Raw genomic sequence first — 19,508 nt, forward strand, 5'->3', positions numbered from 1 at the left:
CTAGGCCGGATAATAATTAATAATTGTCGCTTTTAAAACAGCCTCACCTGCGGCAAGATAGCTATGCGGCACTGATGCATCGAACTTAATGCTCTCTTCCGGCTCAAGCCGATAGATTTCACCGTTCAGCGTCAGTTCCAAACTGCCGCTTAATATCATGATATACTCTTCACTCTTTGAAGCATGTCCGATAGATTGATGCGTTTCACCGGGATCCAGTTCAATTTGGAACCATTCAAAATTGCGATTTGGCGTATTGGGATAGTAGCAGTACAAGCGGTAATGATCCCTTTCATCCAACTGCATGCCAGCGCTTTCTTTCGTCATAACTTGCGCTTCCGGCTGATAGAATTCCAGCAAAACTGTGTAGGGAACTTTAAGACCGTTGGCAATTTTCCACATGGTATTAACGGTCGGATTCGTCGTGCCCTTTTCGATGTGAAACAACATGACTTTACTGACGCCGCAAAGCGTTGCCAGCTGTCCTAAGCTGAGGTTGCGCTCCATGCGCAAACGCTTTAAGTTATCTGCTACAATTTGATTAATTTCCATGTGATCTCCTTTTGATTGACATCTATATTTAACATATGTATAATATATTTAACGATTTAGCCAACACTTATCGTGCGTTATTGTATCATTAAATAAAGCTTTACGCTTGCTTGTGCCATGCAGATCATTTAACGAACGTTAACGATATTATAACGCGCTTTTTATTAACGTACAAGATGATATAACCACAAGGAGGTTTTCATGTTCACTAGAGATGAAGCACTGGCATTACTCAACAAGTATAATCAAGAACCTTTTCACATTCAACACGCCCTTACCGTCGAAGGCACGATGCGCTATTTTGCAGAAAAGCTAGGCTACGGTGACGACATCGAATTCTGGGGACTGGTAGGGCTCCTGCACGATATCGACTTTGGCAAATGGCCCGAAGAACACTGTCAGAAAGCGCCGGAGCTGCTTGCTGAAATCAATGCACCAGAATCACTCGTCCACGCAGTTGTCAGCCACGGTTACGGTATTTGTGCTGATGTTGAACCCAAGCATCAAATGGAAAAAGTCCTCTTTGCCACCGATGAATTAACAGGACTTATTGGTGCCGCTGCACTAATGCGCCCTTCAAAAAGCTGTTCCGACATGGAGCTGAAATCACTGAAAAAGAAATTTAAGGACAAGCGATTTGCCGCCGGCTGTGATCGCGAGATCATTAAGCGGGGCGCCGAAATGCTCGGTTGGGAACTTGATGACCTTATGAATCAAACACTCGATGCCATGAAAAGCCTCGAAAACGCTTAGAATTTAATAGGAAACCCGCAGTACGACTCTTTTCAAATCGTCTGCGGGTATTTTATTTGTTCTGTTATGGTCTACTATCCTAATATGCCAGAAAGGACACGCCTCTTATAGATGACACGCCGCAACTTAACTGCTTCGACTAGACGCTATTGTGTTTGCAATGCCTTCAAAACATTTTCAAAAAAAGTCAGAAAACCTTCTTCAATGGCAACTTGATCTCTGACGCTCTCCTCGAGATCGTAAAAGTACTTGCCGGTCGCCATATCCAACGAAAGGCTATCTATGGGAAAACCATCTTTTCGTATAGGGTGCGGCTGATCCGTAATCATAAATGGAGCACTGGCTAAGCTTTCATCCATGGATTCATAAACGTGATCTGAATCGACAATCAGGCATATAGCATTTCGGTAACATGTCACCAATTGTCCGTACTGCTTCGCAAGACCGCCATAGTAGGCAATCATCTCTGTATCATTTAAAATTTTGCCGCCAACGCGTCTGGTGTGAACTCCCGGCTGCAATGCCGCTGGCACCCCTTCCAGATACATCGCTGAATCACAGGAAAAAACCGGCATGCCATAAGCTTTATAATACGCTTCTGCCTTTTGTCGTGCATTCTCAAGCGGCGTCTTACCATCTTCGGGAACATCGGGAATTGAATCACCCATTTCCTTTAATCCAATAATCTCAACTGGCAGCATCTCCAGTCTGCGCTGCATGGCTTCCAGTTTTGCTGCATTACCCGTTCCGTATAAAAACTTCATCTGCACGCTCCTTCAGTCATCAGAGGAAATTGCATCATTCCCTAAATTGATCCCTCACGTCAATCGGTATTATTTTCATAAGACGAAAATTCAACCGATTTCATGAAGCATTAAATTTGAAAGAAGCAATGACCTCAATTACAGAATATCCTGAACCTATTATAGGCAATAACAAACAGTGCGTCCAGCATTCTAAGAAGATACTTATAGATTAAATTGAGATACGAGCTTTACCAGTGATTCGGCATATCGCTCAGTGGCATCGGCCGTTCTCGAAAGTTCGTGTGCCTTGCCGGTAATATTGTCGATACTGCCTGCGATGTCACCAGCACCTTCTGCACTTTCAGAAGTCGCCACTGCTATTTCGTTCATGGCCCTCGTCATCTCTTGAATCACATCGCTTAAATGTACCGCATTATTTCCAAATAACGTAATCATTTCATTCAGTTTCTCAGCATCATCCCGATAAACGGATGACGTCGTCAGCATGAGCTCATAGTCTTTTGCTACATTTTTAACCATATAATTAACAAGGTCACCGGTATTCGCATACATGAAATTGACTGACTCAACAACAGACTGTGTAATGACTTGGATCTGGCTGACGGTATGCTGCGAATGTTCTGCCAGCTTTCTGATTTCCTCTGCAATAACGGAAAAGCCAAGACCTGCACTGCCCGCCCTCGCCGCTTCTATTGAAGCGTTGAGTGCAAGCAAATTCGTTTGTTCTGTTATTTCAATAATTGCTTTTGACAGCTGGTCGATCTGCGCAACCGACTGCGTCGCCTTCTCGGCTTCTGACATCTTATGATGTGCATCTATGATAAAGACCTTACCGTCATCTAACGCTTTTTCAATGTTGACCGTTAAATTTACTGCACGCTCACTGATTTCATCAATTGCATGTGTTGCATCTTTCGCTTTATCAGCAATATCTCTAGCTGATTCAGCAATTTCATATGTTTTAGCGGTGATATCCTGTGAGATCGCCGTGGTTTCTTCCATACCTGCCGCAATTTCTTCCGTCGTCGCTGAAACCTCTTCAATTTCCTGATTTAAGGTTGCAGTTGCTTCTTTTACTGTCATAGACGATTTTGAAACATGGTCCGCTTCTGTCGCGACACCATGGATAAACTGCTTAATTTGCTCAGTCATCTCATTCAGTGTTTTTGCTAAAAGACCTATTTCATCTTTTGATTGAATTGCCACTGCTTTAATGGTAATTTTGCCTTCAGTATCCTTCTCAAAACCTTTGACGAGTTTGACAATCGGCTCCGTGATCACGCGGCTGAAAATCATCCCCATGAGAATACTGCCGACCATTGAAAAAATAAGCATACCAATAAGCCCATAAACATTATTTTGAAACTGATGTTTTAATACGGCTTCTCTTGAAGCTACCAGCGCATCAATATCATCGACGTAATTGCCGGTACTGACAATCCACTGCCACGGTTCATAATACTTGGAATATGCTCGCTTTGGACTTTGCAGATTGCTGTTGACATCTTCCGGTTTTACCCACATATAATCTGTAAAACCGTCGTTTGTGCCATTGATGCTGGCATCAATAATATTTTGAATGAGATAAACACCATTGGGATCTTGTGTATTGATTCGATTGTTGCCTTCATTTTCCGGTAAAATTGGATGTCCTATTAAAATGCCGTCGGCATTGTCAATCCAAAAATAACCATCGCCGTTATAACGAAGCAATTTTATCGCTGCAATCGCCTCGGCCTGTGCTTCCTTTTCTGTCATACTGCCAGCTCGAAAAAGGCCATCATAGTATTCGAGGATGCCTACGGCAGTATCGACTTCATTCTTAATCATATGATCATAATCGTCGCTAAGCATTTCATGCATTGTCGACAACTGTGTCTGATTCATTGATGCAATATGATGTAAGCTATAAGCACCAATCAGTAAAATAAAAATTGACGAAACACTTAATAAAAGCAATTGAATTTTTAACCTTATTTTTTTCATATGTCACTCCTAATTGAAAATAATATCTTTTGAATATGTATACGTATCTTCTTCAATTGGCAAATCATACAAAAACACGGTTATAACAATCAATGCTTTCAAGTCTATTTAAAAATGCTGTTAGCGGTGATATAAACTGGATATTTTCTTAGATAGATTACTAGATGTTTTGATAGAAATATTTACGGCAATCACTATTGGCAAGAAATGAATCTCCGATGACACCAAAACCGTCTTCACAGAACGAGCTTCCTTATATATCGGATTGTATACATTATACCATGAAGATTGTTTCTCGAAAATCATTTGTTAAACAAAAGACGAAACGCACACATTTGTGATCATCTCGTCTTTTATTTAGTACATTACTCAAGCGTTTCAATAGTCTGTTCCGCCAATGTCGGCAACTGTCAACTACCTTACCATAATCATTCCCCCGCTTTGCTTTTACCTAAAGAAACGGTGACTGTGGAAAGCGTGACAAATTAGCCATTTCATAGGCCAAAGTCTTTCCTTCAATTGCTTTTACAACAGATACGACGGTATCGTTGTAAGGCGTTTGAATGCCCACTTTTTTACCGGCATCACAAATGTAGCCATTAATCATGCTGATTTCTGTCTTTCGTCCTTTTTCAAGATCTTGCAGCATGCTCGCCTTGGCAGGTCTCAAGTCTTTTAATATGTCGTAGAAAATTCCCTGCGATTTATCAAAAGCTGCCTTTGAACTGAGATCGCCCATGGCCGTCATATCCTGATTTCTAAACGGCGGCATTTTATAGCCTAGTGCACGGCACACTGCAACGGCTTCATTTGCGATATGGCTCATGCAGGCGCTCGCCTTAGCATTATCGATAATATCACCAAAAGTACAGCCCAGCGATGCAGACATGCCGCTCCAGCAGCTGTTGAACATGACTTTCAACCATCGTGCACCCATCAGATTATCCGTTACCTCAACGCCGCCCATTACTTCCAGCGCCGCAGCGACTGACTTAATGCGCGCATCAATATGTCCGTCGATTTCACCAATTTCAAACAACACTTTGCTTTTCGTAATATCCTGCGTCAGTTCTGAAACACCGGGCTCTTTAAACGTAGCTCCCCAGAGAATCGTTCCGCCAACCGTGCGCTTTTCGCCAATAACTGCCGCAACACTTGGCTCCGGCACGCCATTTTGAAGGGTGCAGACGGTACTCTTCTCATGTAGGTAGGGCAGCATTTTGGCGAGGACTTCATCATTCGCCGTCTGCTTCGTCATCAGAAAGACGAGATCATAGGTTCCTGTCATTTCTTCTGGTGTAATGGCTTTGACCGGTACTGTCAGATCGGCACACAGTGTTACCTTTGCACCGGATTCATTAAGCTTATCAACATGTGCCTTATAGTTGTCAATCATGATGACGTCAAGTCCGCCTTTGCTGAGATAGGCACCTAAAACGGTTCCCATTGCGCCGCAGCCGTATATGGCAATCTTCATTTAAATTACTCCTTTCAGATAGTACACATTTAAGAAAAGTGTATCATTACCTTTCGTTAATCCTTAACGACAAATGGTACCTTTTCATTTTCCCGAAAAATTGACATGCGTTTAAAACGCGTTTCCAATCCGTTAAATACCAAGAACAATAATCCCTGCCGTAAAGATGACGAAAGTGATCAATGGAATAACGACTGTTGTAATCCCGAAAAAGCGATAGGAGCTCTTATGGTTAAGCCCTAAGATCGCAAGCATCAGGAAAACGCCTGAGGAATGCGGCAATGAATCCAGACTGCCTGCTGCAATGGCAATGAGTCTGTGTAAAATTTGCAGATTAGCGCCTGATTGCATAAATTGTTCCCCAAATGTTTGAAGTGCAATTTGAAGACCACCGGAGGATGATCCGGTTATCCCTGAGATAATTGCCGTCGCCAATGTTCCACTGACATATGGATTCATATTGAAGCTGTTAATCCAAGCAACGATATCAACAAATGATGACGAATTCTGTACCAATGTTCCAAACCCAACGACAGCACATGGTGATGCAATGGCTGGTACTGCACTGGATAGTCCTACATTGATGGTCTTCATCTTGTCTTTAAGCCTGGACCAATGCAGCACTGTCGCGAGGACTGTTGCGACACACATGGCTGCAACCACCAGCATTGTCGCATTGTCGATGACGCCTTTTAAAGCGATAATCAGTACGATCAATACCACTAACGGTAAAAATGATGCAAAGGCTGACGGCAGCTGATCCCGATCAATTTCATATTGCTTCACATCTTGTCCTTCGATGTAACTAAAGTGTTCACCCGCTTCTCTAAGACGCTTTTCCTCCCATCGCAGATACGCATATAGCAGCACAAACTGAAAAATTGCTGCGATAATACTAAATACTGGTGCCGCAGTCAAAGGCGTCCCTAAAAATCTGGATGGAATAACATTGGTCAGCTGAGGTGAACCCGGTAGTGTCGTCATTGTAAAAGTTGCTGCACCTGCCCCCAAACAGCCAGCTGCAAGACGTCTCGGTACATCGCCTTCTTTGAAAAGCACCATGATAATGGGCAATACGGCAAAGATAACGACAAACAAGCTGACGCCGCCATATGTGAGGACGGCAGTCGAAAGAAATACGACCAGTACGGCACGCTGTTTTCCGAACCAATCCACAAATTTATAGCCAATTGCCACAGCTGCACCCGAATCCTCCATCACTTTCGCATAAAGCGATGATGACGCAAAGATCAGAAAGTAACCTTTAAAAAAGCCAACATACCCCGATAAATAATATTCTGAATAAGATGTCCAAATATCCATTCTGTTGGTCAAAATAACGACCAAACCCGCCAGTAAGGTCAGCGGCAATGCACTGACGCCTTTATAAGCCAATATTGAAAGTATTAGAATTGCAAAAATCAAACCAATAATACCGATCATTTTTGTTCCCCCTATTCAATTGAGGCAATTGCCCCTACATCAATGTTTAGCCTCCATTTCAAAAATCCCCGCGGCACCCATACCACCGCCAATGCACATGGTTACGAGTCCATATCTGCCTTGATTCGCTTCTAGAATTGACAGCAGTTTGCATGTGAGCACCGTTCCGGTCGCACCGAGCGGATGCCCTAATGCCATCGCGCCGCCGTTGACATTGACACGCTCAATTGGCAGTCCCAAAGTCTCAATACATGCAATCGCTTGCGATGCAAAGGCTTCATTAAGTTCGATGGCATCCATGTCTTCAATGGTTAGGCCGCTCTTAGCCATCACTTTTGGGACGGCTTTAATAGGACCAATGCCCATGATCCCCGCGGGAACACCTTCAACGGTAAATGCCGTAAACTTTGCAATGGGCTCATAACCTAAACGTTCCGCTTTTTCCCTTGCCATGATCACCACAAAACTCGCGCCATCTGTCATCTGTGAAGAAGTTGCTGCTGTAACAATACCGTCTTTTTTAAAGCATGGCTTTAACTGCGCCAAGCTATCAGCCGTCGTATCCGGCCTAATTCCCTCGTCTTCACGAACCGTCACCTCACCATTGTCTGTTTCAACGAGAATGGGAATAATCTCTCGCTTAAACTTGCCGCTTTGCTGCGCACGCGCTGCTTTCTGGTGGCTTTCCGCCGCCATTCGATCCATCGCTTCCCGTGACACATGGTATTGTGCCGCAACATTTTCAGCGGTTAACCCCATTGCCATGTACGCATCCGGCACCATGGCCGTAAGCGCAGCCTCTTGATAAATTTCAGGATGTGTCATTTCAATGCCCGTCATCAGTTCAATGCCGCCAGCAATGATAACATCACATTCACCTGCCTTGATGGCATTTGCTGCGGTTGCAATGCTCTGAAGACCTGAAGAACAAAAACGGTTGACTGTCTGGCCCGGTACGCGATCCGGTAAACCGGCACGTTGGGCAAGCAGCCGTGCTACATTGTATCCTAAATATTTTTCAGGCATAGCACATCCTACAATAACATCATCAACACAGCTGGGATCAAATTGATCGAGTTTGTCTAGCACGCCTTTCAAGGTTTGCGCACCAAATGCCAGCGGATGCATCTTTGAGAAAGAACCTTTAAAGGCTCTTGCCATTGGCGATCTGCCGTAAGCGACGATCACAGCATCTCTTTGGTTATTTATTTTCATTATCCCTTTCCTTTCCAATTACAATCGTTTTAGCGGCGGCAAACTTAGGATTTCCCTCGCTTCTGCTGCAGTTGCCACCTTCTTGCCATATTCGTTGATGACCCTAGCAGCACGTTCTACCAGCATGACATTCGTTGCCGGAACATCCTTTGCATACATCACGTTATCTTCCAAACCGACGCGAATACCATCTGCGCCTAGGGCAAGCGCTGCAAACATCATTGGCATATGATTTCTGCCAATACCAAAGGCTGACCACTTCGCACCTTCCGGTAGATTGTCGACAAGCGTTTTCATGTTGGCAACCGATGATTCCATACCACCCAAGACGCCGAGGACAAACTGATAATAAGGGTTCGGCGGCAAAACACCTTTTTTCATATAGTGTTTAACATTGCCCATCATTCCCAGATCAAAAATTTCAAGTTCCGGTTTAACGTCGTTGGCCATATAACATTTGCCAAGTGATTCAAGGAATTTTGGCGTATTATCAAAGACGACATCACAGCCCCAGTTAAAGGTTCCCGCATCATAAGAGCCCATTTCTATTTCTGGTATCTCTGTAAAATGACGCATCCGTTCTTCATCACTCACTGGCGGATACGTTCCGGAAGACGTACAGCAAATGATGACATCACAGTCTTTATAACCTCTAATCAGTTCAACGGCTTTTCTAAAACGCTTTGAATCCATCGTCCCTCGGCCGTCTTCATCTCGCATATGCAAATGTACCATTGCCGCCCCCGCCTTCCAGCAGTTATAGGCATCGACGGCAATCTCTTCCGGTGTCAACGGAATATTGGGATTAATGTCTTTGGGGGTCACAGCACCTGTTAGTGCCGCCGTAATAAATACTTTATCTTTCACTTCTTAACTCCTTTCTAAACACCACCCGCTGCTTAAAAATAGGATCATAAGCATTTATACATGCAGGTCATAAATCTCTCTCGAAATATGCCAATAGGCAGTTTTCAGCCATTGAGCATACCTTTTGGCAGCTTTTAATGCGCTCATATTTCAAAATGCCACTACTGCAAACCACCGGATATACGAATACACTGGCCACTGATATAGCCTGCTTCGTCGCTTGCCAGAAAAGCCGCTAAGCTGGCAACTTCCTCAGGTTCACCAAAACGCTTCATTGGAATGGCTTTTAAGAATCCTCCCAGTACGCTTTCAGGGATCGTCTCAATAATAGATGTGTTGATAATACCGGGTGCGATACAGTTGACTGTAATGTTCTTGTTCCCAAGTTCCAGAGAAAGTGTTTTGGTCAATCCGATAATGCCCGCCTTTGCGGCTGCGTAATTCGCCTGTCCGACATTGCCCCTCGATGCAATGGAAGACAAGAAAATAATACGTCCCCACGCGTTCTGACGCATTGGCTCGATGACCTGTTTCGTACAGTAGAAAGCGCCATTTAGATTGACTTTTAAAGCCAGATCAAAATCTGTCTCTGCCATTTTTGTCGCCAATGCATCACGGGTAATGCCAGCATTGTTCACGAGAATCGCCACATCACCCCACGTCGATCGGATCGTGCCAAATGCTTCCGCCACCGATTTCGGATCGGATACGTCGCACGGAAGCGCCATCGTACGTTCACCTTCCGGATCAATGGTCGCCCGCATCTGATTGACACCTGCTTCATTGAGATCCAGCAGTACAACGCGCGCCCTTTCTTTAAAGAATTTTTTTGCAATCGCCGCGCCAATCCCTTGTGCCGCACCGGTCACAACGACAATTTTGCCGTTAAAATCATTCATGTGTCCTATAGCCTCCTTAAGTATTTTAGACACGTCATCACAGCATCCCTTAGTACAATGTGTAATCTCATCAAGTCTAATAAACTATACAATCGCAAAAGCAGTGCCAAAAGACATCATTGCGTTGCCGCAGTAATCCAATAATAGCATTCGACCTTTCAACCCCGCATTTTGAGGGCGTTCAGCAATAACATAAGTTCCTGTTCACAAACACATTAGATCAACTGTCGCAAGATGCACTTTTGCATTTTCGCAAATATGCATTTGCAATGTTGCACCTAAAGTGGGGATGCGATATACTTTTCTCATCAAGGGTGCGCATCTGTCATCAGCGTTGGGAGGCATCATCATATAGTCGTCATGCAGTCATCATGTACTTATCATCCAGTCGTCATGTAATCGTCATCAAAATAGTTCATCAGTGCGCAACACACTACGGGAGGCCATCATGAAAAATGAAGGAAAATTTCTGCTGCACCTGATCAATCATTTGGAAATGGGGATTTTTGTCCTCGATGCCGAGGGAAATTATGTATTCGTTAATCAAACCTATTGTGACTTTCTCAGTAAAACACCCACTTTTTTCAAGAATCATTCAATTCCAAAATTAAAAAATACCGGTTTTCTTTCGAAGAGCGTCTGGGAACAAGTTGTGGAAAAGAAAACCTCCGTCAAATCTCTTATGACCATCGTCGACAAAACAAACGGCAAGACAATGAAGCATTTCACAACCGCCATCCCCACGTTCAACATCGACGGCTCCATTTACTTAATTTACTATCTTGTTGAACCCCTTGAAAAGATGACAGCACGTATCCAAATGGGAATGCTGAACCGACAAGAATTCATCTCCGAAGATCTTTACACCAACGCAGACGTCGACTTCATCGCAGAAAGTCCGCAGATGAAGCGTATTATTACAACACTTGAAAATATCGGCACCACCGATGCGAGCATTCTCATCACGGGGCCAACCGGTTCCGGCAAAGAAGTCGTAGCACATTATGCCCATTCTATCAGCCAGCGCCGTCACTGTAATTTTGTTAGTGTCGACTGCGCTGCTATTCCCGAAAACTTACTGGAATCTGAGCTTTTTGGCTATGAAAAAGGCGCTTTTACAGGTGCCTCTGCCAATGGAAAAATCGGGTTAATTGAATCCGCTGATGGCGGCTCACTCTTTCTGGATGAACTCAACTCCCTACCGCTCAATTTACAAGCAAAACTATTGCGCGTTTTGGAGACAAAAAAAATAAAGCGCCTAGGCGCTAATAAATATTGCAGTATTGATTTCAGACTTATTTGTGCGACAAATGAAGATTTAGATCATATGGTTGAAGCAGGTGCCTTTCGTTCTGATCTCTATTATCGGATCAATGTCGTCCCCATCTATATCCCACCGCTTAAAGATCGTCATGCAGACATCTTGCCGCTCACCATTCACTTTCTAAATCACTTTTGCCGTAAGTACGCCAGAATCAAAGTTCTCAGTGAAGCTATGATCCAGCAAATTCTAGCTTACGAATGGCGCGGCAATGTGCGGGAACTTAAAAATTATATTGAGCGGCTTGTGGTAACATCACCTGAAACGGACATTGAAATCGACAAAGCGCTGAAAAAAAACAGTGTCTCAGATAACCACCTAAACGAGTCATCTCATTCACCCTTTTTCAACGTACCTGCCCCAGACTACAAAGATCTCGATTTTTCTTATCACGCCTATATTAATCAGTGCGAAAAAGCACTGTTGCTGGATTTAGTTCAAAATGGCCATATGCCAAAAGAAATCGCTAAAATCCTTCAACTTGATCTTTCAAATGTCTATCGAAAAATGAAAAAACACGCAATTCCGCACTAAAACCAAATCTTAAATGAAGAAATTTTAAGGAGGACGATATGCTCTCAAACATTGTAACAACACCTTTTGGTGCCATTGAAGGAACAATGGTTAACGGAACCATGCGCTTTTTAGGCATTCCCTATGCAAAGGCACCCGTAGGAGCTTTGCGTTTTCGAGAACCTCAACCAGTTGATGCATGGGAAAATACGTATATGGCCAATCAATATCGAAAGGATCCTATGCAAATCCATAAAACGTTGAGCATCGATTGCTACAGTGAAGACTGTCTATACTTAAATATATGGGTTCCACCTCATGCAGATGAACCGCTTCCGGTTATGTTTTGGATTCCCGGCGGCGCCTATGCTACCGGCGGCAGCGGCGCTGTGGCACCTGAAGGCCCCAGCCTTTACGAATGCGATACTTTTGCCATGAATACGGGATGTATTGTCGTCACCGTTAGCTATCGTCTAAACGTTTTTGGTTTTTTAAATTTTTCATCTTATAGCGAACGATTCCAAGACCACTTAGGCATGAAGGATATTCTTTTCGCATTACAGTGGCTACATGATGTCATTGGTTCATTTGGCGGCGATACTGAAAATATTACGATCTTTGGACAGTCTGCTGGCGCGGGTGCCGTTTCAGCCATTTTATGTATTGATGAAGCAAAAACACTGTTTCATAAGGCAATCCTTCAAAGCAATTGCTTTGAATCTTTTTATACACCTCAGGAAGAAGCGGAAATTACCGAAAAGTATCTGGCATTTCTCGATCTCGAACCCAATCAAGTTGATGAAATACTGGAACTCCCCGTTACTCAGCTGATGCAAGCTTCTAAGAAACTAGACGATTACGTCCTTGAACATTACTTTGCGAGATGTACTTTTTGTCCTGTCGTTGATGGCAAATTTATCAAAGACTTTCCAACAATTGCAGCTTTTCAAGATTTAAAGAAGCCTATTTTAGTGGGATCTAATAAAGACGAGGGCAATTTCCTAGTAGCTGCTTACAAATGGACGACAAAAGAAATTGCCGATCTCCAACAGCGCATCTTTCATCGGATCGCACCAGAAAAAGGCAGGCAACTTTTAGCCGCCTATCCTCAACTGCCCCAAAAAAAAGCTTTTGCTTCTTTGCTCACAGATGTGATGTACACCATGCCGAAAATTTGGTTTGCAGAGCATCTGAGCGATTATCAAGATGTATATGTCTATCGTTATGACTATGCGACACCCATAATGAAAATTATCGGATTAGGCGCTTGTCATGCTGCTGAGTTGCTGCCGCTTTTTAATTGCCGGGATAAACCGTATCGCACACTTTGCAGGGGAGCGGAACACACGATAAGAAATATTGGTATAAGAATGCAGCATTACTGGGGAAACTTTGCACGGACAGGCAATCCCAATCAGGACGGCATGGTTAACTGGAAGCCCTATAATGATCAGCAACGGCATACATTAATCCTTGGCAAAAAAGATCGGCTGGAGAATGACCCTGATCGTACCTTACGAGAAACTTATCACGATTTATCTAGGTTGCTAATTTAATCAATCTATTCCAAATCATCTTTATCGAATAATTTGAATGAAGAAATTGCATATAAAAAAGACGCTTTCAAATGATTACATCATTTTGAAACCGTCTTTTTTATATGTATGGATGCCGTCGCTTTTATTCTTTTGCCAAACACCGATAAGCCGTAGGTTTTAGTTCAATTTGCTCAAAGAAATCACTTCCCTTGATGCGCATGATTTTGCCTGTACCCGTTGAAGCATCAAACTCATAAACTCTGATAATCTCTGCTTCTTCACCATAGAGTTCCAGAAAGAGCCGTTCATTTTCAGAGAGGAAAAACGGCGTATTCACCCCGCCCGTCGTCGTTTTGACTTCCAGAAATCTTGGCGTGCCGTCGATGTTGTAAGATAAAATATCATAACCGGCACCATCACCATCCGTCACAGAGATATGTCTGACTTTATCCGCCAATGCCTTTGGCAATCGCTCACGTTCTTGTTGCAGGACAAAGCACTCACCTAAATAACCAATCTCCGCATTACGGCTGTTTTTTTCTTCAAAATCTATCTTTCTAGCGACAAATTGTTTTTTACGGATTTTTCGCTTGGTAATCGCTGCTTTTGATGCTGTCCGATCAGTCGTTCCCAGTGATCGGACTTTTAAGATTCCGTTATTACCTGATCGCCTGTAATCGCAATAGCGGAGCAGTTCGTTATTTGCCCGGTGCGAAATCATATTCCGCACTTTTTGTTCAAACTTCGTATCCTTTCGATTCTGATTGATCAGCAAGTCGTCACCCGTTGGATTCATTTCATCCATTAACGCCTGTTTAAGTTCTGTCGTCGTCAGCTCTCCGGATTCTTCCAGTATCTTAATCGCAGAGGAAAGTATTGCTGCTTCACTGTATTGGCTCATCACATCACGCTCCTAGTAGTTCATAATCAGCAAATGGTTCACAGCCCGCTCATTGCGATCCATAAAACTAACAGCATAGGACTTGTCAAATCCGATGATGCGGATGCCCTTTTGATGATAGAGGCTGTAAATATAATCTGTATTTTTGATAATGACCATAAATCTCCCCTCATATGTGTTCAGCAGATAATCCGCCAGCCGCTTCTGATCATTAAGATTAAAATCGTTATTGGCATAAGTAGAAAACTCCGTATCATAAGGTGGATCCACAAACATAAAATCGTTTTCATGAATGGGGATGGTCTCTAAAAACATTTCAAAATCCTTATTGTAAAGCGCCGACGCTTGCAGCACTTCTTTTAGCGGTGCCGAACGCAAATATTCTATCTTTTGCTTAAAATTCTTGCGGTTATAAGACGCTCCACCATAGGGAACATTGAAATCACCGTCTTTATTATAACGAAACATGGATGAATAGCAGAACTCCCTTAAAAAGAAGAAAAGCGCCATATGCATTTCTCTGTCCACTTCAAGACCCGTCCTTCGATTATACAAAGTTCGAAAATAAGTGTAAACGGCTGTTTTGATACCCGCTTCAAAGTTTTTATGATAATCCGCTTCAGGTAAATCGCCTTTGGCGCGTTCATTCTTCTTGGTATTTCGAAATTTCAAGTATATAGAATCCGTCATCGTTTTGACAAATTGAGGCATATCCAGCTGCAAAGGCCTTGGAACACCAGCGATCATCTCAACATGCTGTGCTTCAACAAAACCACTCACCAGTATTTTGCCTTCTATTGTACTATATTCACCTGCTTTATAGACTGCATACAGCGCTCTCAGCCTCTGATAATTGCGATCAGAGAAATCGCCAAAGTGGCTCCAGCACGACCAAATGGCCTCCAAATTATCAATGAAGCCGTGATTGCCTGATTGAATATACTGGTAAAGCCCCATGAGTTCTTCGGATGCATCATTGAGATAGGCTTTTTGATAGGCCGCTCTATCAAGTGATAAAAAGCACGCGCCACCGCCGACAAAGGGCTCAATATAGTTTTGGAATGCCTCAGGCAGATTTTCGTGAATAATTTTCAGTTCTGTCGTCTTACCGCCGGGCCATTTGATAAATGGCTTAATCATTACCACTCGCCTCCTGTCACTTAGAAAAATATTATACCATACAATCCGCAAATATGTCGCTTCTAAAACACCTCCCAATGCGATATAATCATTGTATTATAACAATTAACAAATTACATGCGATGGTCTAGCTATCCTGCGAGGTTTACATGAATATTGATTTACGGACAACCGTTATTACCTATGTTTTCATTAATTATATTTGCGCCGCCATCACTTGTTCCATTTGGCTGCACAATAAAGATAAATTTCAAGGTCTTCAGCTGATTTTTCTTGATTTTATTTTACAATCAATTGGGCTGACGCTTGCTTCTTTCCAAAGTTATATTCCCGATATGCTATCGATATTCATTGCCAATAATTTAATGTACCTCGGCGCTATGCTCTTTCCTTTCGCCATCGGACAATTTTCAGGCATTACGATTAAAAAATGGCATTACCGCTTAGCCTTTCCTGTTTTCGCCATCCTGTACGGTTATTTTACCTTTGTAGCACCCAATGTAAGAATCCGCCTCATCGTCTTTACCCTTATGATCATACCGATTTTTCTGCATACGGCATATCTCGTGTTCAAACGCGCTGATCCACAGCATCGAACTTATACACTTCGAATCGGCATCGCGCAACTGCTCTTGGCTGTGATACATGGTTTTAGAACCCTTTGGGCATATTTAAGCCCTTCTTTTCCCGAGTACTATCACTATGACCAAATAGAGGCCATCCTCGTCATTTTAAGCCAATTGCTCACCATCTACGTCCTTTTCGCCGTAACACAAATGATTCAAATGAAACTCCTAAATCAGTTGGACAACTATATTTCTAGAACGGAACAGTTACTGGACAAAACAAATAAACTCGCTACCATTGATGATTTAACCCAAGTTTTTAATCGCCGAAAAACAGAAAACGACCTTGCAATGGCCATTATCAACTTTAACCTCTATCATCATCCGCTTTCGGTGCTCATGATTGACATCGATCACTTTAAGCGTTTCAACGATACCTATGGGCATGATATTGGCGATCGCGTCCTGATCGACGTTGCACATGTTTTGAAGACAAATATTCGCAATACGGATATCATTGGCCGATGGGGCGGCGAAGAATTTTTAATTATTTTACAGCAGTCCGATATAAAAGCTGCAGAAGCCGTCGGCATAAAACTTGTGGAAGCAGTTCGTGATATTTCACTTCACTATTGTTCGTCACCAGAAAATGTTTCCGTCAGTATCGGCTGTGCTGAGGCTGAAAAATTTGATACACTGGACAAATTTATCAAAAGAGCGGATGTCGCCATGTACAATGCTAAAAACAGCGGGCGCGATCGAGTTGTTATTTCGGAATAGGGCATCTGATTTTATCATTTGCAGCGGCGATCATCACAATTTATTCACTTTTTATTCTCGACTCTTTAACAAGCGATTAATATCCCGTTAACATTCATCTTGTACAATAAGGTCATAGCAAACGAACCAATGCTAAACTTACACTAAAAATTATTCTCCTAAAATACGACCCCCCAATCGTATTGTTCATAACCCAATTGACACGTTGACCCACGTGTTAAACGACCCCAGATATAGACGATATTAACCATATCGTCTTTATTGTTTTTTGTTGATAAAAAGGCTATGACCGCTTTTATAACAGTCATAGCCTTTTAGTTTGCATTTATTTTGCAATACCCATTGCAATCGTTATAGTATAGATCAGCACATTAAAAATCAGCTTACTTCAATTGATGCATCAAGCGATGCCTCATCGCCTAGACACACGCAAATCCCTTATCGAGATCAGCCAGAATATCTTCGAGGTCTTCAATGCCCACAGAAATGCGTACCAGCCCATCGGTAATCCCTGCACTAAGACGTTCTTCCGGCGGAACGGCGGCATGTGTCATAGATGCCGGATGTTGAATCAGCGAATCGACGCCGCCTAAACTAACCGCCAGCGAAATGAGTTCGAGATTGTTCAGCAGCTTTTCTCCTGCTGCATAACCGCCCTCGAGTTCAAAAGCAATCATTCCGCCGAAATTTGACATTTGGCGCTTGGCAAGGTCATGCTGTGGAAAGGTTTCAAGGCCCGGAAAATATACTTTTGCCACTTTCGAATGTGATTCCAAATATTTTGCCACAGCCATGGCATTTTCGCAGTGTCTTTCCATGCGAATCCCCAGCGTTTTCAAGCCGCGTGCCACAAGCCATGCATCGAACGGCGATCCCGTGCCGCCTAAATTGAGCAGATGCGGATTATTGATCTGGTCAATATAACACTGCTTGCCGGTAATAATGCCACCTACGACATCACCGTGTCCGTTAATATACTTTGTAACGCTGTAGACGACAACATCAGCGCCTAGCTTTACCGGTTTTTGGAGATATGGCGTCATAAATGTATTGTCGACGACGAGCAGCGCACCATGCGCGTGTGCCATTGCCGCAACTGCTTCAATATCAATCAGTTCCATAGTCGGATTGGCAGGCGTCTCAATGTAGACGACTTTTGTATTCGCTTTGAACGCGCTTTGAAACGCTTCGGTATCATTGATTTTGACATAATCCATCTCAATACCGTATTTGGTGATCACCTTGTTGATCACGGCGACCGTCCCGCCATAAAGGCAATCGGCCGCAATAAAGTGATCACCCGCCTGCATCAGTCCCAAAAGCGCCGTTGAAACTGCCGACATTCCGGTGCTCGTGTAGAGACCGGCATCTGTCTCATCTAGAGCCGCAAGACGACTGGCAACTTCACGTGTGTTCGGATTACCAAGACGCGTATATTTATAACCGTTGTCTCTGCCGGCAAAGCGATCGCCTCCCTGCGCACAGTCTTCAAAGACAAATGTAGATGTTTGATAAAGCGGGCTTACATGCGCACCGAACTGCTTATCGTGAATAGCGCCATAGTGAATGGCCTTTGTATTGAATTTCATCTCTTATCCCCTCATTTCTTTAATTGCCTGATGAAGATGATCCAGCGCCTCTTTTAGCATGGATTGTGGACATGCAATATTGAGCCGCATAAAACCGCTTCCCGATGCACCAAACCAATGACCACTGTCGAGTGCTAGTTTCGCCTGATTCACAAACAGATCATCCAGTGCAGCATTACTGAGCTCAAGCGCCCTGCAATCCAGCCAGAGCAGATAGGTCGCCTCCATTTCCACCGGTATGATGTCAGGTATATTAGACGCTAAATACTGTTTGACAAAATTATAATTGCCATGAAGATAAGCGACCAATTCGTCGACATAATTAGCACCCTGTTCGTATACCACCTGTGTCAATTCCCGGCTAAAGACATTGGCGCGATTTAAATCCAACAAACCCAATTCTTCACGATAAATCCGCATCATCGGCTCATTTTTAATGATACAGTATGCACTGTGCAAGCCGGCGATATTAAAAGTCTTGCTCGGCGCTGTACAGACAATAACATCTTTATCATATTCCGGTCCCAGATTAGCCAGTGAAAAGTGACGATGCGGCTTGTACACCAAATCAAAATGAATTTCATCCGAGATGAGCAAAACACTGTTCGCCTTACAGATCTGTGCTACTTTTAAAAGCGTTTCTTTTCCCCAAACGCGACCAACCGGATTGTGCGGACTACACAGAAGCATCATGGTGCATGCAGGATCTTTTGCCCGTGCTTCGAGATCTTCAAAATCCATTTCATATTTCAATTCGCTCTGGATGAGAACATTGTCAGAGACAATGCGCTTGTTCTTTTCAACGAGATTTTTAAACGGATAGTAAACAGGGCTCTGAATAATAATCTTTTCGCCCGGCTTTGTAAACAGCCGAACCATCATATTCAGTAAAAAGACGACGCCAGGGCCGTATTCAATTGCTTCTTTTGCCACGTCTATACCATGTCTATTCCTTAACCATCCCGTAACGGCATCATAGTATGGCGGCATTCGCTTTGTGTAGCCAAAAATGCCGTGGTCAGCCCTTTGCTTAATGGTATCAATCATAAAAGACGGTGATTGAAATTCCATATCGGCGACCCAGAGCGGACATAAATCAGGTCGTCCAAACTTAAGTGTCATTTCTTCATATTTTACAGCACTGGTGTTGCTTCGATTAATTACTTTATCAAAATCATACATGTTATTACATAACCTTTCT

The 19,508-nt window shown here is 43.2% G+C and carries 16 protein-coding genes; 4 read left to right on the forward strand and 12 right to left on the reverse strand.

From position 1 onward, the window contains the following. Nucleotides 1-552 carry a helix-turn-helix domain-containing protein gene (locus KHM83_RS00840; RefSeq protein WP_213234997.1) on the reverse strand — a complete coding sequence of 184 codons (552 nt, stop codon included), beginning with the start codon at nucleotides 550-552 and terminating at the stop codon, nucleotides 1-3. Between the two features lie 201 nt (nucleotides 553-753). On the opposite strand from KHM83_RS00840, the gene KHM83_RS00845 reads away from it, so the two are divergent. Then, nucleotides 754-1,305 (forward strand): hydrolase, encoded by a 552-nt coding sequence (locus KHM83_RS00845; protein ID WP_213234998.1) that lies wholly within the window; start codon nucleotides 754-756, stop codon nucleotides 1,303-1,305. Between the two features lie 146 nt (nucleotides 1,306-1,451). On the opposite strand, the gene KHM83_RS00850 is transcribed toward KHM83_RS00845, so the two are convergent. From KHM83_RS00850 to fabG, 7 genes are all read right to left on the reverse strand, one after another. After that, nucleotides 1,452-2,069 (reverse strand): non-canonical purine NTP pyrophosphatase, encoded by a 618-nt coding sequence (locus KHM83_RS00850; protein WP_213234999.1) that lies wholly within the window; start codon nucleotides 2,067-2,069, stop codon nucleotides 1,452-1,454. A gap of 204 nt (nucleotides 2,070-2,273) precedes the next feature. Next, nucleotides 2,274-4,058 (reverse strand): methyl-accepting chemotaxis protein, encoded by a 1,785-nt coding sequence (locus KHM83_RS00855; RefSeq protein WP_213235000.1) that lies wholly within the window; start codon nucleotides 4,056-4,058, stop codon nucleotides 2,274-2,276. Between the two features lie 451 nt (nucleotides 4,059-4,509). Continuing rightward, nucleotides 4,510-5,535, reverse strand: coding sequence for a ketopantoate reductase family protein (locus KHM83_RS00860; protein WP_213235001.1), 1,026 nt, complete (start codon nucleotides 5,533-5,535; stop codon nucleotides 4,510-4,512). Nucleotides 5,536-5,667: 132 nt separating this feature from the next. Beyond that, nucleotides 5,668-6,978: a GntP family permease gene (locus tag KHM83_RS00865; RefSeq protein WP_213235002.1), complete on the reverse strand. Its 1,311-nt coding sequence runs from the start codon at nucleotides 6,976-6,978 to the stop codon at nucleotides 5,668-5,670. Nucleotides 6,979-7,017: 39 nt separating this feature from the next. After that, a complete protein-coding gene (locus KHM83_RS00870; protein ID WP_213235003.1) occupies nucleotides 7,018-8,193 on the reverse strand; it encodes a thiolase family protein in 1,176 nt (391 codons plus the stop codon). Between the two features lie 18 nt (nucleotides 8,194-8,211). Further along, nucleotides 8,212-9,060, reverse strand: coding sequence for a beta-keto acid cleavage family enzyme (locus KHM83_RS00875; RefSeq protein ID WP_213235004.1), 849 nt, complete (start codon nucleotides 9,058-9,060; stop codon nucleotides 8,212-8,214). Between the two features lie 161 nt (nucleotides 9,061-9,221). Next, the gene (fabG, locus tag KHM83_RS00880; RefSeq protein ID WP_213235005.1) at nucleotides 9,222-9,959 is read right to left on the reverse strand and encodes a 3-oxoacyl-ACP reductase FabG; all 738 of its coding nucleotides are present in this window, start codon (nucleotides 9,957-9,959) and stop codon (nucleotides 9,222-9,224) included. Between the two features lie 448 nt (nucleotides 9,960-10,407). Here fabG and KHM83_RS00885 point away from each other — a divergent pair, with 448 nt between their 5' ends. Beyond that, a complete protein-coding gene (locus tag KHM83_RS00885) occupies nucleotides 10,408-11,814 on the forward strand; it encodes a sigma-54 interaction domain-containing protein (RefSeq protein ID WP_213235006.1) in 1,407 nt (468 codons plus the stop codon). A 38-nt stretch (nucleotides 11,815-11,852) separates the two neighbouring features. Next, nucleotides 11,853-13,349, forward strand: coding sequence for a carboxylesterase/lipase family protein (locus KHM83_RS00890; RefSeq protein ID WP_213235007.1), 1,497 nt, complete (start codon nucleotides 11,853-11,855; stop codon nucleotides 13,347-13,349). 124 nt (nucleotides 13,350-13,473) lie between these two features. On the opposite strand, the gene KHM83_RS00895 is transcribed toward KHM83_RS00890, so the two are convergent. Further along, nucleotides 13,474-14,232 (reverse strand): protein NO VEIN domain-containing protein, encoded by a 759-nt coding sequence (locus KHM83_RS00895; RefSeq protein WP_213235008.1) that lies wholly within the window; start codon nucleotides 14,230-14,232, stop codon nucleotides 13,474-13,476. Nucleotides 14,233-14,244: 12 nt separating this feature from the next. Continuing rightward, nucleotides 14,245-15,372, reverse strand: coding sequence for a DNA adenine methylase (locus KHM83_RS00900; protein ID WP_213235009.1), 1,128 nt, complete (start codon nucleotides 15,370-15,372; stop codon nucleotides 14,245-14,247). 149 nt (nucleotides 15,373-15,521) lie between these two features. Here KHM83_RS00900 and KHM83_RS00905 point away from each other — a divergent pair, with 149 nt between their 5' ends. Then, on the forward strand, nucleotides 15,522-16,718 hold the full coding sequence (locus KHM83_RS00905) for a GGDEF domain-containing protein (RefSeq protein ID WP_213235010.1): 1,197 nt from the start codon (nucleotides 15,522-15,524) through the stop codon (nucleotides 16,716-16,718). 419 nt (nucleotides 16,719-17,137) lie between these two features. Here the strand turns inward: KHM83_RS00905 and KHM83_RS00910 are convergent, their stop codons facing one another. Both KHM83_RS00910 and KHM83_RS00915 read right to left on the reverse strand, forming a co-directional pair. After that, a complete protein-coding gene (locus KHM83_RS00910; protein ID WP_213235011.1) occupies nucleotides 17,138-18,307 on the reverse strand; it encodes a trans-sulfuration enzyme family protein in 1,170 nt (389 codons plus the stop codon). A 3-nt stretch (nucleotides 18,308-18,310) separates the two neighbouring features. Continuing rightward, entirely contained in the window at nucleotides 18,311-19,489 is a 1,179-nt protein-coding gene (locus KHM83_RS00915) for a MalY/PatB family protein (protein ID WP_213235012.1), read from the reverse strand. Between the last annotated feature and the right edge of the window lie 19 nt (nucleotides 19,490-19,508).

The sequence above is a fragment of the Fusibacter paucivorans genome, from assembly GCF_018390735.1.
GTDB lineage: Bacteria > Bacillota > Clostridia > Peptostreptococcales > Acidaminobacteraceae > Fusibacter > Fusibacter paucivorans.

Coding starts and splice junctions, on each gene's coding strand:
- KHM83_RS00840 (WP_213234997.1), bottom strand. CDS start 552: ATGGAAATTAATCAAATTGTAGCAGATAACTTAAAGCGTTTGCGCATG.
- KHM83_RS00845 (WP_213234998.1), top strand. CDS start 754: ATGTTCACTAGAGATGAAGCACTGGCATTACTCAACAAGTATAATCAA.
- KHM83_RS00850 (WP_213234999.1), bottom strand. CDS start 2,069: ATGAAGTTTTTATACGGAACGGGTAATGCAGCAAAACTGGAAGCCATG.
- KHM83_RS00855 (WP_213235000.1), bottom strand. CDS start 4,058: ATGAAAAAAATAAGGTTAAAAATTCAATTGCTTTTATTAAGTGTTTCG.
- KHM83_RS00860 (WP_213235001.1), bottom strand. CDS start 5,535: ATGAAGATTGCCATATACGGCTGCGGCGCAATGGGAACCGTTTTAGGT.
- KHM83_RS00865 (WP_213235002.1), bottom strand. CDS start 6,978: ATGATCGGTATTATTGGTTTGATTTTTGCAATTCTAATACTTTCAATA.
- KHM83_RS00870 (WP_213235003.1), bottom strand. CDS start 8,193: ATGAAAATAAATAACCAAAGAGATGCTGTGATCGTCGCTTACGGCAGA.
- fabG (WP_213235005.1), bottom strand. CDS start 9,959: ATGAATGATTTTAACGGCAAAATTGTCGTTGTGACCGGTGCGGCACAA.
- KHM83_RS00885 (WP_213235006.1), top strand. CDS start 10,408: ATGAAAAATGAAGGAAAATTTCTGCTGCACCTGATCAATCATTTGGAA.
- KHM83_RS00890 (WP_213235007.1), top strand. CDS start 11,853: ATGCTCTCAAACATTGTAACAACACCTTTTGGTGCCATTGAAGGAACA.
- KHM83_RS00895 (WP_213235008.1), bottom strand. CDS start 14,232: ATGAGCCAATACAGTGAAGCAGCAATACTTTCCTCTGCGATTAAGATA.
- KHM83_RS00900 (WP_213235009.1), bottom strand. CDS start 15,372: ATGATTAAGCCATTTATCAAATGGCCCGGCGGTAAGACGACAGAACTG.
- KHM83_RS00905 (WP_213235010.1), top strand. CDS start 15,522: ATGAATATTGATTTACGGACAACCGTTATTACCTATGTTTTCATTAAT.
- KHM83_RS00910 (WP_213235011.1), bottom strand. CDS start 18,307: ATGAAATTCAATACAAAGGCCATTCACTATGGCGCTATTCACGATAAG.
- KHM83_RS00915 (WP_213235012.1), bottom strand. CDS start 19,489: ATGTATGATTTTGATAAAGTAATTAATCGAAGCAACACCAGTGCTGTA.